Origin of the sequence: Enterovibrio coralii (assembly GCF_001559595.1) — a bacterium.
Lineage (GTDB): Bacteria > Pseudomonadota > Gammaproteobacteria > Enterobacterales > Vibrionaceae > Enterovibrio > Enterovibrio coralii.
Genome location: NZ_LNTY01000058.1, coordinates 75,520 through 89,692, shown reverse-complemented (window position 1 = coordinate 89,692; position 14,173 = coordinate 75,520). Strand labels below are relative to the sequence as shown.

15 protein-coding genes and 3 pseudogenes are annotated in these 14,173 nt (G+C 49.8%); 8 read left to right on the top strand and 10 right to left on the bottom strand.

All coding sequences use genetic code 11. From position 1 onward, the window contains the following. Window positions 1–171: 171 nt before the first annotated feature. The 3 genes from rpsI to zapE form a co-directional block, all read right to left on the bottom strand. Entirely contained in the window at window positions 172–561 is a 390-nt protein-coding gene (gene rpsI, locus ATN88_RS22020; RefSeq protein WP_067419703.1) for a 30S ribosomal protein S9, read from the bottom strand. 12 nt (window positions 562–573) lie between these two features. Next, complete coding sequence (gene rplM, locus ATN88_RS22015; protein WP_067419702.1) at window positions 574–1,002, bottom strand: 50S ribosomal protein L13; 429 nt, start codon at window positions 1,000–1,002, stop codon at window positions 574–576. A 233-nt stretch (window positions 1,003–1,235) separates the two neighbouring features. Further along, a complete protein-coding gene (gene zapE / locus ATN88_RS22010; RefSeq protein ID WP_067419701.1) occupies window positions 1,236–2,339 on the bottom strand; it encodes a cell division protein ZapE in 1,104 nt (367 codons plus the stop codon). A 182-nt stretch (window positions 2,340–2,521) separates the two neighbouring features. Here zapE and zapG point away from each other — a divergent pair, with 182 nt between their 5' ends. The 3 genes from zapG (at window position 2,522) to degS (ending at window position 5,580) form a co-directional block, all read left to right on the top strand. After that, the gene (gene zapG / locus ATN88_RS22005; protein WP_067419700.1) at window positions 2,522–2,932 is read left to right on the top strand and encodes a Z-ring associated protein ZapG; all 411 of its coding nucleotides are present in this window, start codon (window positions 2,522–2,524) and stop codon (window positions 2,930–2,932) included. A gap of 87 nt (window positions 2,933–3,019) precedes the next feature. Continuing rightward, window positions 3,020–4,387 (top strand): Do family serine endopeptidase, encoded by a 1,368-nt coding sequence (locus ATN88_RS22000; RefSeq protein ID WP_067419699.1) that lies wholly within the window; start codon window positions 3,020–3,022, stop codon window positions 4,385–4,387. A 128-nt stretch (window positions 4,388–4,515) separates the two neighbouring features. Beyond that, the gene (degS, locus tag ATN88_RS21995) at window positions 4,516–5,580 is read left to right on the top strand and encodes an outer membrane-stress sensor serine endopeptidase DegS (protein WP_067419698.1); all 1,065 of its coding nucleotides are present in this window, start codon (window positions 4,516–4,518) and stop codon (window positions 5,578–5,580) included. 88 nt (window positions 5,581–5,668) lie between these two features. Here the strand turns inward: degS and murA are convergent, their stop codons facing one another. The 7 genes and pseudogenes from murA to mlaF all read right to left on the bottom strand — a co-directional run bounded on the left by murA (window position 5,669) and on the right by mlaF (window position 10,234). Next, window positions 5,669–6,925, bottom strand: coding sequence for a UDP-N-acetylglucosamine 1-carboxyvinyltransferase (gene murA / locus ATN88_RS21990; protein WP_067419697.1), 1,257 nt, complete (start codon window positions 6,923–6,925; stop codon window positions 5,669–5,671). A gap of 16 nt (window positions 6,926–6,941) precedes the next feature. Continuing rightward, window positions 6,942–7,199: a BolA family iron metabolism protein IbaG gene (gene ibaG / locus ATN88_RS21985; protein WP_067419696.1), complete on the bottom strand. Its 258-nt coding sequence runs from the start codon at window positions 7,197–7,199 to the stop codon at window positions 6,942–6,944. A 20-nt stretch (window positions 7,200–7,219) separates the two neighbouring features. Then, window positions 7,220–7,525, bottom strand: a complete 306-nt coding sequence (locus tag ATN88_RS21980; protein ID WP_067419695.1) for an STAS domain-containing protein — start codon at window positions 7,523–7,525, stop codon at window positions 7,220–7,222. Beyond that, entirely contained in the window at window positions 7,522–8,172 is a 651-nt protein-coding gene (gene mlaC, locus ATN88_RS21975; protein WP_067419694.1) for a phospholipid-binding protein MlaC, read from the bottom strand. Before mlaC ends, ATN88_RS21980 begins: the two co-directional genes overlap by 4 nt. Window positions 8,173–8,178: 6 nt before the next feature. Next, a complete protein-coding gene (gene mlaD / locus ATN88_RS21970) occupies window positions 8,179–8,655 on the bottom strand; it encodes an outer membrane lipid asymmetry maintenance protein MlaD (RefSeq protein ID WP_067419693.1) in 477 nt (158 codons plus the stop codon). 3 nt (window positions 8,656–8,658) lie between these two features. Next, window positions 8,659–9,401 (bottom strand): annotated as a pseudogene (gene mlaE, locus ATN88_RS21965) (lipid asymmetry maintenance ABC transporter permease subunit MlaE). A 35-nt stretch (window positions 9,402–9,436) separates the two neighbouring features. Next, window positions 9,437–10,234 carry a phospholipid ABC transporter ATP-binding protein MlaF gene (gene mlaF, locus ATN88_RS21960; protein WP_067419692.1) on the bottom strand — a complete coding sequence of 266 codons (798 nt, stop codon included), beginning with the start codon at window positions 10,232–10,234 and terminating at the stop codon, window positions 9,437–9,439. A gap of 386 nt (window positions 10,235–10,620) precedes the next feature. On the opposite strand from mlaF, the gene ATN88_RS21955 reads away from it, so the two are divergent. The 5 genes and pseudogenes from ATN88_RS21955 to lptA all read left to right on the top strand — a co-directional run bounded on the left by ATN88_RS21955 (window position 10,621) and on the right by lptA (window position 14,170). Continuing rightward, on the top strand, window positions 10,621–11,583 hold the full coding sequence (locus ATN88_RS21955) for a calcium/sodium antiporter (RefSeq protein ID WP_067419691.1): 963 nt from the start codon (window positions 10,621–10,623) through the stop codon (window positions 11,581–11,583). A 9-nt stretch (window positions 11,584–11,592) separates the two neighbouring features. Beyond that, a pseudogene (locus tag ATN88_RS21950) lies at window positions 11,593–12,561 on the top strand (KpsF/GutQ family sugar-phosphate isomerase). Beyond that, a pseudogene (gene kdsC / locus ATN88_RS21945) lies at window positions 12,561–13,117 on the top strand (3-deoxy-manno-octulosonate-8-phosphatase KdsC). Before ATN88_RS21950 ends, kdsC begins: the two co-directional pseudogenes overlap by 1 nt. Further along, on the top strand, window positions 13,114–13,680 hold the full coding sequence (gene lptC / locus ATN88_RS21940) for an LPS export ABC transporter periplasmic protein LptC (RefSeq protein WP_067419690.1): 567 nt from the start codon (window positions 13,114–13,116) through the stop codon (window positions 13,678–13,680). Before kdsC ends, lptC begins: the two are co-directional and overlap by 4 nt. Next, entirely contained in the window at window positions 13,661–14,170 is a 510-nt protein-coding gene (gene lptA / locus ATN88_RS21935) for a lipopolysaccharide transport periplasmic protein LptA (protein WP_067419689.1), read from the top strand. The genes lptC and lptA overlap by 20 nt, the downstream gene beginning before the upstream one ends. The last annotated feature ends 3 nt before the right edge of the window (window positions 14,171–14,173 follow it).

Here is a 14,173-nt window from a genome sequence, read left to right as displayed (position 1 = left end):
CAAAAGGCTAAAAGCCACGTATTTCTTCAAAATGATGAGATAGGGACAGTATGCGCGTATTTGCAGAGGGATTTGAAACAGAAGGGATCGGTAAATGACAGGCAATAAAAAAGCCTGGCAAATGCCAGGCTTTTTCTTGACCAGAATTCCCGGATAAAACCGGTAAGCGAATTAACGCTTAGAGAATTGTGGACGACGACGTGCTTTGCGAAGACCAACTTTCTTACGCTCAACTTTACGCGCGTCACGAGTGACGAAGCCAGCTGCACGCAGAGTAGGACGCAGAGTCTCATCGTATTGCATCAGCGCACGAGTGATACCGTGACGGATTGCACCCGCTTGACCAGAGATACCACCACCAGTAACAGTGATGTACAGGTCCAGTTTCTCAGTCATTTCTACCAGCTCAAGAGGTTGTTTAACAACCATGCGAGCGGTTGGGCGACCGAAGTACTGCTCCAGTGAACGCTTGTTGATTACGATGTTACCGTTGCCCGGCTTGATGAACACGCGAGCAGCGGAGCTTTTGCGACGACCTGTGCCGTAGTATTGTTCTGCCATTGTTAAATCCTCTTAGATGTCCAGTACTTGCGGTTGTTGTGCCGCGTGCTTGTGCTCTGCGCCCGCGTAAACTTTCAGTTTACGGAACATTGCACGACCTAGAGGACCGCGTGGCAGCATGCCTTTAACAGCCAGCTCGATTACCATTTCTGGTTTCTTCGCGATCAGCTTGTCGAAGCTGATTGACTTGATGCCGCCCATGTAACCTGAGTGGTGATGGTACATCTTGTCAGTAGTTTTTGCGCCAGTTACAGTAACTTTTTCCGCGTTGATAACTACGATGTAGTCACCAGTGTCAACGTGCGGAGTGTACTCCGGCTTGTGCTTACCACGCAGACGAGATGCGATTTCAGTTGCGATACGACCCAGAGTTTTACCTTCTGCGTCAACAATGTACCAGTCGCGTTTTACAGTTTCTGGTTTAGCAACGAAAGTTTTCATGCTAATAATTACCCGATATATTTTAGATTTCACTTAAGGAGCTGAAGCTCCCACTGTTAAGAGTCCATTCAGCACCCCTTCGAGTGGTGGTACCCTCGGCCGTAGCCTTTCAACAGTAACGGTGGGTCGCAGGATTATAAGGAAGGGTGGAGAAAAAATCACCTTTTTTTCAAAAAAAGTCCCGATTTTTTCTCCAACTGATGAATATCAACACTATCAATAAGTGTTATCGCTTACGGAAGGTGCTCAAGAGCCAGATAATCGTGACTTTGCATCTCTTTAAGCCGTGAGCAGCAACGCTTGAACTCGAACGTCAAACGTCCCTCTGTATAGAGAGAAGTCAGCGAAACCTCCGCAGAAATGATGAGTTTTACGTGCCTTTCATAGAATTCGTCGACCATGGCAATAAATCGACGTGCAGCATCATCTTTAGACGATCCCATCTGCGGAACATTTGCCAACAAAACAGTGTGATAGAGTCGAGCGATTTCAATGTAATCTGATTGGCTACGCGGCCCATCACAGAGGGTCTTAAAATCAAAGTGGACGATGCCTTCTGCTTCACGTTCTGCTTTTAGCATCCGATGATTGATTTCAATGTCGTGCGCTTCAAAGCAAGGCTCAGTCGCCAGCTTGAAGAAATAGTCCTTCAGGTTACTGTCGGCTGCTGCATCGAGTGGGAAGTGGTAAATTTCCGCCTGCTCTAACGTTCTTAAACGGTAATCCGTGCCCGCATCCACATTCACCACTTCACAGTGTTCATTGATCAAAGCAATCGCTGGTAGAAATCTCGCCCGTTGCAGACCGTTGCGGTAAAGCTCATCCGGCACAATGTTAGAGGTCGCGACCAAACAGATACCGCGCTCGAACAACGCTTCCAGCAAGGTCCCTAAAATCATGGCATCTGTAATGTCAGAAACGAAGAATTCGTCGAAACAGAGAATATCCGCCTCTTGCGCCAGCTTATCAGCTATCTTCTTGAGCGGGTCTTGTTCGCCATCAAGCAGCTTAAGCTCATGGTGAATACGGTGCATGAAGCGGTGGAAGTGCATCCGCAGTTTTTTATCGAACGGCAAGCTTTCAAAAAAGGTATCAACCAAGTACGTTTTGCCGCGGCCTACCCCTCCCCAAAAGTACAACCCCCTCTCAGGAGTAAGACTTTTGGTTTTTTTCTTGAACAGAGACCGTAAAAATCCTTCCGGCTCTTTTGCAACTTGTTGCCTTGCAACCAGTCGATGATACAAATCTTCCAGTTTCAGTACGGCCTGCTTTTGCGAAGCATCTTCAAGAAAATCTGGGCGTTGCAGATCTTTTTCGTATTGCTGTATCGGTGTCATTCCCTGAACCCAACTCTTGTCTCTTGGCAACTATGTTCTCAAAATCAATAGTACCACGCGTATCTTTTGCCATGTATAGTAAAAACCGAGCATTCAGGAGTATGCAATTTCTTTTCATTAGACGCGTTGCGTGCAAAAAATTGCATTACATCCAAACCGTTAGAAAAAGTTAAGGAGCACTTATGGCTTGGATCAACACGCTTGTTTTTGTGATCATCGGTATTGTCATCGGCTTCATCATTGCCCGTCTGACAATGCGCGATAACGCTCAACAAAAAGACCTAAAAAAAGAGTTAGAAAAATCACGCTACGAGCTAGAGCAATATCGCCAAGAGCTTGTTGATCATTTTGCCCAAAGTGCAGAGCTGCTGGACAACATTTCTCGTGATTACAGCAAACTCTACCAGCACATGGCGTCAACCTCGGCAGAACTGATGCCAAACTTGCCTGAGCAAGACAATCCATTTGCTAAGCGCATCAGCAAAATCTCTGAGGTGACGGATGAGTCTCCCTCTCAAGAACAACCACGTGATTATTCCGACGGCGCATCAGGTCTGCTGAAAAATGCCGAGGAAACGAGTAAAGCGAGTTAACTCGATCACACTTTCGATACACTGAGGCATTGAACTTTTTAACACCACCCCCACTCTTAACTCGTACCTATTGTGGGGAGTGTGTTTATGAGAAAAACGTCTTTAGCAACTTTGAGTGCGTTAGCACTCGCCGTCAGTACATCTATTACTGCTTTGCCAGCAACGGCTGCGTTACCTAACGCGGTTGCTGGCGAAAGTCTGCCTAGCCTTGCACCAATGCTCGAAACTGTCGGCCCGGCAGTGGTCAGCATTGCTGTTGAAGGCAGCCATACCTCTACCCAACGCATCCCTGAATCATTCCGATTTTTCTTCGGCCCTGACTTCCCGTCCGAGCAAGTGAGAGAGCGCCCTTTCCGTGGTTTGGGCTCTGGCGTCATCATTGATGCGGGTAAAGGCTACATCGTCACCAACCACCATGTTATCGATGGCGCGGACAAAATCCGTGTACAACTGCATGATGGTCGTGAATACGATGCAGAACTTATTGGCAGCGACAGCATGTCAGATGTGGCATTGCTGAAACTCGAAAAATCTGACGGTCTGACTGAAATCAAGCTGGCCGACTCAGACAGTCTGCGTGTGGGTGATTTTGCTATCGCAATCGGTAACCCATTTGGTCTTGGCCAAACCGTTACCTCTGGCATCATTTCAGCACTAGGCCGCAGTGGCCTGAACCTTGAAAACTTCGAGAACTTTATCCAAACCGATGCGGCCATTAACAGCGGTAACTCGGGTGGCGCACTGGTTAACCTCAATGGTGAGTTGATTGGTATCAACACCGCTATTTTGGGACCAAATGGCGGCAACGTGGGCATCGGCTTCGCGATTCCTGTGAACATGGCGAAAAACCTTGTCGACCAAATTCTTGAGTTTGGCGAAGTGAAGCGCGGCGTCTTGGGTGTTCAAGGTGGTGAGTTGACCAACGAGCTGGCAGAAGCCTTTGGTTACGAAACCAACCACGGCGCGTTTGTTAGCCAAGTGGTGCCAGATTCTGCGGCTGAAGCGGCAGGCATTCAGGCGGGTGACATCATCGTGTCCGTAAACGGTAAAGATATCCGTACCTTTGGTGAGCTTCGCGCCAAGATTGCCACCTTGGGTGCTGGCAAAGACGTCAAACTTGGCATCATTCGTGATGGCAAAGAGAAAACCGTGACGGCGAAGCTCAAAGAAGCCACACTGGCCAAAGCCAACGCCGAAACACTGCACGAAGCCCTTAAGGGTGCTGAGTTAGAGAATTACTCCGAAGGCAAAACCAAAGGGGTTCGCGTCTCCAGTGTTGAGAAAGACTCCGTGGCCGCGCGTTATGGTTTGAAAGAAGGTGATGTCATTGTTGGCCTCAATCGCAACAAGGTGAAAAACCTTGGCGATCTGCGCAAAGAGCTGGAAAGCAAACCGAGCGCACTGGCTCTGAACATCCTTCGTAATGACTCGTCGATGTATTTAGTGATTCGCTAAATCACCGCAAAACCCATCAGGAGTCTGAATCAAATTCGGGCTCCTGATGCTCCTTTGTTCTCCTACTCTTGTCGCTATTTCAATGATATGCTTTGCTCTTTGGAATTGAGTCGGTGCAGGGAATGACCATGTTGTCACTTTTAACGCGTTCAGCAATCTACGGCGTCATTGTCGCTGCAGTTCTGTTGTTTGCCGTCCCTTCACTTCGCACCAGCCAACTGATCCCTGATGTCTCCCTGGTTCAGTTTGAAACCAAAGAATCTCTGCTTTCTTATAATTATGCCGTTCGCCGCGCCTCACCTGCGGTCGTCAATATTTATACCCGAAGATACAGCAACGAAAATCGCCTCCAGTTGAATGCCGAAGGACTCGGCTCCGGCGTCATCATGAGTGATAAAGGCTACATCGTGACTAACTATCACGTTGTGGCGCGTGCAGACCAAATCATCGTGGCACTGCAAGATGGACGCATCAGCACCGCGCAATTGGTCGGTAAAGATCTGCGTACGGACTTGGCCGTTGTCAAAGTTGACCTTGAAGATCTTCCGGTGATCCCGTTTAACGACAGCTACGATCCTTCTGTTGGTGATATCGTGCTGGCAATTGGTAACCCTTACAACTTGGGCCAAACCACCACCTTCGGGATCATCTCTGCCACGGGTCGCCCGGGCATGAGCTTTAACCAGCGTCAGGACTTTCTCCAAACCGACGCCGCCATCAACCGCGGTAATTCAGGCGGCGCCTTGGTAAATAGCCGCGGTGAACTGGTCGGCATCAATACTGCCTCCTTCCAGCAAGCAACCGATATTGATACCTACGGCATTTCATTCGCTATTCCGTATTCGCTCACCGTGAAAATCATGCAGAAACTGATTGCTGACGGACGTGTGATCCGAGGTTATCTTGGCGTTGAAGGTCGAGAGGTGAATCAGGTGATGGCGCGATTGCTCGATGCTGAGCAGGTAAAAGGCGTATTGATCGCCAGTGTTGCACCGAATGGCCCAGCTGAGAAGTCAGGGCTAAAAGTGAACGATCTTATTGTGGAGATCGACGGTAAACCTATCAATAGCTTCCGCTATGCACTTGATATCGTGGCAGATACCCGCCCAGGAACAGTGATCCCATTTAAAGTCATTCGCGACGGTAAACCGATTGAGGTGATGGTGACGATCGGAGAGGACCCGGCGCGCTAGCGCGAATGAGTAAACGCCATTACATCCGTCAGCGACAAATACAAAAAAGGTCACCCCCGGTGACCTTTTTTCTTTGGCTCGCAACTAGTTAGTCGCTGAAACGTTCGATGTGCACGCCCAAGCCTTGCAGCTTGTCTTCGATGTGCTCGTAACCACGGTCGATGTGGTAAATACGATCAACAATGGTTTCGCCTTTGGCAATCGCACCCGCAATCACCAAACTCGCCGATGCACGAAGATCCGTTGCCATCACTTGCGCACCGCTCAGACCATCGCAATCACCACATACTACGGTGTTACCTTCAATTTCCGCGTGTGCGCCCATGCGCTGAAGTTCAGGCACGTGCATGAAACGGTTTTCGAAAATGGTCTCGGTGATGATACCAGTGCCCTTCGCAATCAGGTTCAGCAAGGTGAATTGCGCTTGCATGTCAGTCGGGAAACCTGGGTGTGGAGCCGTACGGATATTTACCGCTTTCAGCTCGCGATCTGTCATGTCCAGAGAAATCCAGTCTTCGCCAGTTTCAACCAGCGCACCGGCTTCTTCTAGTTTCGCCAGTACAGATTCCATCAGTTTTGCCGAGGTGTTACGACAGGTCACTTTGCCGCCAGACACAGCAGCAGCCACCAAGAAAGTACCGGTTTCGATACGGTCAGCCACCACTTCATGGTAACCACCGCCCAAACGCTCTACACCTTCGATCGTGATGCTGTCTGAACCTGCACCAGAGACTTTCGCACCCAGCATGTTCAAGAACTTCGCACAGTCGACAATCTCTGGTTCACGCGCCGCGTTTTCAATCACGGTCGTACCTTCAGCCAACGTCGCTGCACACATGATGGTCACGGTCGCACCTACGCTTACCTTGTCCATCACGATGTGGGCACCTTTCAGGCGGCCATCAACGTGCGCTTTCACATAGCCTTCGTCCAACGTGATGGTTGCACCCAGTTGCTCTAGGCCATGGATATGCAAATCCACAGGACGCGCACCGATAGCACAACCGCCAGGCAAAGAAACCTGACCTTGACCGAAACGCGCAACCAATGGACCCAGAGCCCAGATTGACGCACGCATGGTTTTCACCAAGTCATAAGGCGCACAAAATTCAGTAATTTCGCTCGCATCAACGTGCACAGAACCGTTGCGTGACACTTTCGCACCCAAACGGCTCAGCAGTTCCATCGTGGTATCGATATCACGAAGCTTTGGAACGTTCGCGACTTCTACTGGCTCTTCAGCAAGCAGTGCAGCAAACAGAATAGGAAGTGCGGCGTTTTTTGCGCCTGAAATAGTGACATCACCACGCAGGGGGCCACCACCGTGGACACGGAATTTTTGCATGCTGTTCCTCGTGGACTTATAGCGGTTGCATCAGTTTCTTATCACGCGCCCACTCTGCAGGGGTCAGCGCTTTGATGCTCAGGGCGTGAATGGCATTTGTTCTGATGTGCTCCATCAGAGGTCCATAGATTGTTTGCTGCTTTTTCACACGCGACATGCCGTCAAACAATTCACCCACTGCAATCACTTCAAAATGACTACCATCGCCTTTTACATGAAGCTCTTCCAGCGACAAGGCATCTTCAAGAATTGCTTTAATTTCTGTAGGTTCCACAATTATTCCTCTTGAGCTGACTAAGGTGCGTCAGCGAAAAGACTTTCTACATTGCTCAATTTTAGCAACACCCTGAGTTGTTCAGGTACGTTACATAGCGTCAAAGACTGCTGATTTTCGTTGAGCAGTTGCTGCAGGTGCAGCAACATCGCCATGCCCGCTGAATCCACTCGCTGCAAAGCAGACAAGTCCAGCGTCACTGTCTCGCCTTCAGGCAGCCAGTTGGCACGGTTCGTCCAAAATGGAGGCACTGTGTCACGATCAAGCTCTCCTGACAAGCAGTAATGTCCATTTGTGTGCCGTTCTAACGAGAGTGGCGCATTCACGATGCTTTCTCTTCTCTCGTGATAGGCGTTTTAGCACGTTCGATCATCTCTTCTGACACCGCTTCTATCCCGTTTTTCTTACGAAGTTGCGCGCTCCACTCACTCGCCGTGGTGTCCAACATGCTCACACCTTCCACCACAACGTCAAAGCCTTGCCACTCGCCGGTTTTGCCGTTCTTGCGCAGTTTGAAATCAAGGCGAATTGGCGGACGCGCACTGTCAACAATATCTACGCGCACTGATACCACTTTACGTTTGGCATCAATCACCTTCTCGGGTTCAACGGTGACTTGCTGATCTGTGTACTGAGTCAGAATTCGCGCGTAAGAAGCGACCAAGTAATCATAAAAAGCATCGGTGAATTCATCACGCTGCGCTTTGGTCGCTTTGTTGGCTCTTGGACCTAATACCTTAAGTGCTGCCAGTCGCACGTTAATATGTGGCATCAGCTCTTCAATCACGACTTGGCGCAACAGTTCTGGGTCAGCTTGATAGACATCTTTATCGGCTTTTAATCGGCTGAACGCACTGTCAGCAACGCCGTTGATCAAGTTGTAAGGGTTTGTCGAATCAACCTCTGCGGCTGAAGCAAATGGCGCGCTGAGCATACAAAACAACGCAAATGCCGCTGCTATCCATTTTTTCATGTTCTCTTACTCCTCTGAGCCGCCCACGCTATACAGGAACTGGCCAATTAAATCTTCTAATACCATGGCAGAACGCGTGTCTTCCAACAGGTCACCATCTTCGAGCAACATAATGTCCTCATCGATAAAACCGGGACGGATGCCAATAAATTGCTCCCCAATTAGACCAGACGTCAAAATCGCGGCAGAGCTTGTTTCTGGGAAATAGCCATATTTGCTGTCAATTTCCATGGTAACGGTCGGAATGTAATCCGGAGCTGAAAGCGAAATGTCACTGACACGACCAACTACCACGCCACCCACTTTGACCGGTGAACGCACTTTCAAGCCACCAATGTTGTCGAAGTGTGCTTCGAGTGTGTAATGGTCAGCACGCGTAAAGCTTTTGACGTCTGCCACTTGGAATATCAGCAACAAAACCGCTGCAATGCCCGCAAGGACGAAGGTTCCAACCCAGAATTCAGTTTTTTTGTTTTGTTGCATTGATTAGCTCCCAAACATCAGTGCTGTGAGGACAAAATCCAGACCAAGCACTGCTAAAGAAGAGTGCACGACGGTTCTCGTTGTGGCGCGACTGATCCCTTCTGATGTCGGAATCGCGTCGTAACCGTTAAACAGGGCAATCCAAGTCACTGTGATTGCAAATACCAGACATTTCACGAAAGACTGTCCGATGTCGTAGCCAAGCTCGACCGAAGATTGCATGGCTGACCAGTAGCTGCCGTAATCGATACCTTTCCAATCCACACCCACCAGCTGACCGCCCCAAATGCCGACCATCATAAAAATCATCGCAAGCAGCGGCATTGAAATCACGCCCGCCCAAAAACGCGGCGCAATCACACGACGAAGCGGGTCGACCGCCATCATCTCCAAACTTGAAATTTGCTCGGTGGCTTTCATCAAGCCAATTTCCGCGGTCAGGGCCGAGCCTGCACGTCCAGCGAATAAGAGTGCGGTGACAACAGGGCCAAGCTCGCGAAGCAGCGACAAAGCCACCATTTGCCCCAACGCCCCTTCAGCACCGAAATCTGCCAGCACCAAATAACCTTGAAGCTAAGCACCATGCCAATAAAAAGGCCGGAAACCATAATGATGGCCAGTGAGCGCACGCCTACCGAGTAAAGCTGGGTAACAAAAAGAGGGAACATTTTCTTTGGCTGCGGTTTGCCAATCAATGCGCCAAGTAGCACAAAGGTCGCCCGTCCCATCGCTTGCGAAACGGACATCGCGCGTGCCCCTATCGCTTGAACCATATCCACAATCACGAGAACAGCTCCTGTGTAATGTCTTTGGCAGGATAACGAAATGGCACCGGGCCATCCGCGTCGCCCTCAAGAAATTGAACAACGCGAGGGTCGTTGTTTTCGCGCAGTGATTGCGGCGAACCTGAGGCGATAATTTTGCCATCAGCCAAAAGATAAACGTGGTCCGCAATGCTCATCACTTCCGGTACGTCGTGAGACACCACAATAGAGGTAAGACCCAATGCTTGATTGAGGTTTCTGATCAGAGACACCAGTACACCCATGGTGATGGGATCCTGCCCGACAAACGGCTCGTCATACATGATAAGCTCAGGGTCCAGCGCAATTGCCCTTGCCAACGCAGCGCGACGCGCCATGCCGCCAGATAGACTGCTTGGCATTAAATCCGCTGCGCCGCGAAGCCCAACCGCTTCAAGTTTTAGCAGCACTATGGTTTTGATCAGCGACTCGGACAGCTCAGTGTGCTCGCGGAGTGGGAAGGCAACGTTGTCAAACACCGTCATGTCTGTAAACAGCGCGCCCGATTGAAACAGCATACTCATGCGCTTTCTCACGTCATAAAGGCGAGAGCGAGAAAGGGTCGGAATGTTTTGCCCAGCGAACATCACTTCGCCAGCATCTGGTTGTAACTGACCGCCAATTAATCGCAGCAGCGTTGTTTTACCAATGCCAGACGGTCCCATAATGGCCGTCACTTTACCAACAGGCACAGTGAGACTGACATTATCAAAAATCTTTCTGTCTCCACGAGAGAAAGTCAGTTGACTCACTTCAACCAGATTTCCATCACTCATCGAATGCCTTTAGCGTTGATTTTCTTGAGTATTAAGTGACTGATCATAGAGCCACTAAAGGGGCAAAACAAGTAATTGCACAGTATTCATTTGCAAAGTTTCGGTTAAGATACGTTCAGAATACCAGCAGGCTTTGTCTTTGATTGGATACAGGTTATTGAAACCCCTTATAACCTTCCCATTTCGCACTTTTGGTTTCTCTTCTGTCACTGTATTTGCGGCAAAGCGTGTTTTCAGCACGCTACACATCCTCAATGATTTCGTACGTTAGCAAAATGTCACGGCTTAACATCAAGAGATATCGCCGTTTTTCTTCACATTTACCCCAATAGCGGTCAAAATTGCCCTTTTACGCTTTCGTCCTATCGATCTCAGAAGGTATTTAAATGTTTGAAGCGACCGCCTTATTAGTAGTAGGCCTGTGTTTGTTGGTTTGGAGTGCTGACAGATTGGTTTACGGTGCAGCCGCAATTGCCCGCAATGTAGGTATCTCTCCTCTTGTCATTGGTATGACAATCCTTGCAATGGGCAGTTCAGCGCCTGAAATGGTGGTTTCTGCGACGGCAGCTCTGACCGGTAAAACGGATACCGCTGTCGGTAACGTCCTGGGCTCAAACATCGCCAATATCGCCTTAATTCTTGGTGTTACAGCTCTGATTAAACCGCTTTCAATCAGCTCAGGTATCCTTCGCCGCGAACTGCCATTGATGCTGGGTGTGACCGTTATCGCCGGTGCCATTTTGTGGGACAACTACTTGGGCTTCTGGGAAGGCGTCGCACTGGCCGTGATGTTCGGCGCATTCTTATTGCTGATGATGAAGTTCGGTAAAGAAAGCGGCGAAGAAGACCCGCTCCTGGCTGAGCAAGAAGCCGAAATTCCACAAGGTGTCAGCAACATCTCAGCAGGCATCTGGGTCGTTGTCGGTCTTGTACTTCTTATTTTCAGTGCCGACATGGTCGTCGATTCTGCCGTTGTGATTGCAAAAGCATTCGGCATGAGCGATCTGGTCATCGGTTTGACTATCGTCGCTGTTGGCACCAGCTTACCTGAGTTAGCTGCGTCTGTTGCTGGCGTGATGAAAGGCGAAGATGACTTGGCCGTGGGTAACATCATTGGTTCCAACATCTTCAACATCCTTGCCGTGATGGGTCTGCCAGGTTTGCTGGCACCGTCAGAGCTAAACCCGCTGGCAATGGATCGTGATTTCTATGTCATGCTGGCCATGTCCGTGCTGCTGTTCTTGTTTGCTGTGGGCAAAGCACGCACCATCAACCGTTGGGAAGGCATCGCGCTTCTAACGTGTTTCGTTGGCTATCAAGGTTACCTGTTCTCGCACGTTGCCGCTTAATACGGATAGATTATGACTGAGTTTGATTTTCGCCAAGCTGGCATCGCGACGCTCAAAACTGAGCTCGATGCCATCGTTCAGCTCGAACAGTACATTAATGACGACTTCACAAAAGCATGCAGCTGATCCTGAATGCCGAAGGGAAAGTGGTTGTAATGGGCATGGGTAAGTCGGGCCACATCGGCAACAAAATTGCTGCGACGCTGGCAAGCACAGGTACCCCATCCTTTTTCGTTCATCCGGGAGAAGCCAGTCATGGCGACTTGGGCATGATTGAAAAAGGCGATGTGGTACTGGCGATTTCAAACTCTGGCGAAGCGTCTGAAATTATTACGCTATTGCCTGTCGTTAAACGTCGTGGCATTACGCTGATCACCATGACCAGCAAGCCGTCTTCTACGATGCGCGTTTGGCACAAGTGAACCTGTGCATCAAGGTGCCAAAGGAAGCCTGCCCGATTGATTTAGCACCCACATCTAGCACCACAGCGACGCTCGTCATGGGTGATGCCATTGCCATGGCATTGATGCAAGCCAAAGGCTTTACTGCCGATGACTTTGCCCTGTCTCATCCAGGCGGTGCGTTGGGTCGCAAACTGCTGCTGCGCATTGCAGACATCATGCACGCTGGCGATGCACTGCCAAGAGTATCACCAGAAAGCAGCATTCGTGATGCGCTGCTTGAAATGTCCGCAAAAGGCTGGGAATGACCGCCGTGGTTGAAAGCGACGACACTCTCAAGGGCATCTTCACTGACGGTGACTTGCGCCGCTTGCTGGACCAGCGCATTGACCTTCACAGCACGCCCATAGGTGATGTGATGGGCAAAAACCCCACCACGGTTGATGCGGATTTGTTAGCCGCTGAGGGCCTTAAAACCCTCGAAGAGAAAAAGATTAATGGCCTGCTTGTGACTGACAACGGCAAGCTCATTGGTGCATTGAACCTGCACGATTTATTAAAAGCTGGGGTGATGTAATGACATCAATGACCGACACCCTTTACGGCCCGGTAGAGACTGGCCTGTTTACCCGCGCCGCAGACATCAAGTTACTGATTTGCGATGTTGATGGCGTCTTTTCCGACGGTCGCATCTACATGGGCAATGACGGCGAAGAGCTGAAAGCCTTCCACACACGCGATGGTTATGGCGTGAAATCGCTGATGAACGCGGGCGTGGAAATCGCCATTATCACTGGCCGCAAATCTGCCATTGTCGAGCGTCGCATGTCAGCACTTGGCATCACTCACATCTATCAAGGGCAAGACGACAAAGCCTCGGCTTATCGGGATTTAGTGGCAAAGCTCGCCATTTCGTCCGAACAAACCGCGTATATTGGTGACGATCTGATTGATTGGCTGTCATGTCCCAAGTCGGCTTGTCCGTTTGCGTAAACGACGGCCATCCGCTGCTGGCGCAACGCGCAGATCTTGTCACTCGCACGCCAGGTGGGTATGGTGCAGTACGAGAAATTTGTGATTTGATCCTAGAAGCGCGCGGCGAACTCGATGCGCACAAGGGGCTGAGTATATGATATTCCGACATCTCGGTGTCATTCTCCTGCTCGCGATATGCGGCTATGCAGGGTATTACCTGCTTGGCCAGCACTATTGGCAGGAAGACGTTCAGGTTGCACCGGATGCAGAAAAACCTTTGTTTACATCGGAGAATGTTGCTTCGACCAGCTACACCCAGTCAGGAATTCGCAACTACCTGTTGAAATCCGCCTATCTGGAACACTATCAAAAGCTGGACGAAACCCATTTTAATGAGCCTGTGCTGTGGACCTATAAAGACGGCATAGACGAAGAATGGCGTGTCAGTTCAGACTTTGCGGTTTTGGACAATAACCAGATTCTGGTAATGACAGGCCGCGTCAGGATCTTTAACCTGTTACCTGATGCACAAATCAAGGTGGTTACCACCGACGAACTGACGCTGGATTTGAAGACTCGAGATTTCTGGTCTGACAAAGAAACAGAAATCACCGGCGTAGGCCTTCAGACACGCGGTGAACGCGTAAAAGGAAACTTCGGCACCCATCAGATGGAACTGATTGAACAAGTGAAGAGCAGGTATGAACCAGAAAAGAAATAGCATCTTTGCCATCGTAATGATGTTGCTGTCAGGCAGTGCCCTTGCTCTGTCATCAGACTCTGAGCAACCTATTTATATTGACTCAGACTCACAGAATTTAGACATGAAAACCAACACTGTGGTTTTCACTGGCAATGTATTCCTCCGCCAAGGCTCTATCCGCTTGAAAGCGGAGAAAGTGGTCGTGACTCGCCCGACGGGCACAGAAGGTTCGGAAATTATTGATGCCTACGGCAAGCCTGCCACCTTCCAGCAAACCATGGATGACGGCAAGAAAATTGATGGTGAAGCCTTTGATCTGCGTTATGAAGTGGGTAAGAGCTTTTTGACCATGACCAAGAATGCGGTGCTGACCCAAGAAGGCGGCAACCAAATTGAAGGTCAGAAGATCACTTACAACATCGACAAGCAGTTGCTGAATGCAGAAAGCGACAACAGCAGCCGTGTAACAACGATCCTGCAGCCACAAACAAAACAAGATAAGAACTAACGC

Bases quoted from the DNA above. Each gene is read 5' to 3' on its own strand.
- rpsI (WP_067419703.1), bottom strand. From the start codon at position 561: ATGGCAGAACAATACTACGGCACAGGTCGTCGCAAAAGCTCCGCTGCT.
- rplM (WP_067419702.1), bottom strand. From the start codon at position 1,002: ATGAAAACTTTCGTTGCTAAACCAGAAACTGTAAAACGCGACTGGTAC.
- zapE (WP_067419701.1), bottom strand. From the start codon at position 2,339: ATGACACCGATACAGCAATACGAAAAAGATCTGCAACGCCCAGATTTT.
- zapG (WP_067419700.1), top strand. From the start codon at position 2,522: ATGGCTTGGATCAACACGCTTGTTTTTGTGATCATCGGTATTGTCATC.
- ATN88_RS22000 (WP_067419699.1), top strand. From the start codon at position 3,020: ATGAGAAAAACGTCTTTAGCAACTTTGAGTGCGTTAGCACTCGCCGTC.
- degS (WP_067419698.1), top strand. From the start codon at position 4,516: ATGTTGTCACTTTTAACGCGTTCAGCAATCTACGGCGTCATTGTCGCT.
- murA (WP_067419697.1), bottom strand. From the start codon at position 6,925: ATGCAAAAATTCCGTGTCCACGGTGGTGGCCCCCTGCGTGGTGATGTC.
- mlaC (WP_067419694.1), bottom strand. From the start codon at position 8,172: ATGAAAAAATGGATAGCAGCGGCATTTGCGTTGTTTTGTATGCTCAGC.
- mlaD (WP_067419693.1), bottom strand. From the start codon at position 8,655: ATGCAACAAAACAAAAAAACTGAATTCTGGGTTGGAACCTTCGTCCTT.
- mlaF (WP_067419692.1), bottom strand. From the start codon at position 10,234: ATGAGTGATGGAAATCTGGTTGAAGTGAGTCAACTGACTTTCTCTCGT.
- ATN88_RS21955 (WP_067419691.1), top strand. From the start codon at position 10,621: ATGTTTGAAGCGACCGCCTTATTAGTAGTAGGCCTGTGTTTGTTGGTT.
- lptC (WP_067419690.1), top strand. From the start codon at position 13,114: ATGATATTCCGACATCTCGGTGTCATTCTCCTGCTCGCGATATGCGGC.
- lptA (WP_067419689.1), top strand. From the start codon at position 13,661: ATGAACCAGAAAAGAAATAGCATCTTTGCCATCGTAATGATGTTGCTG.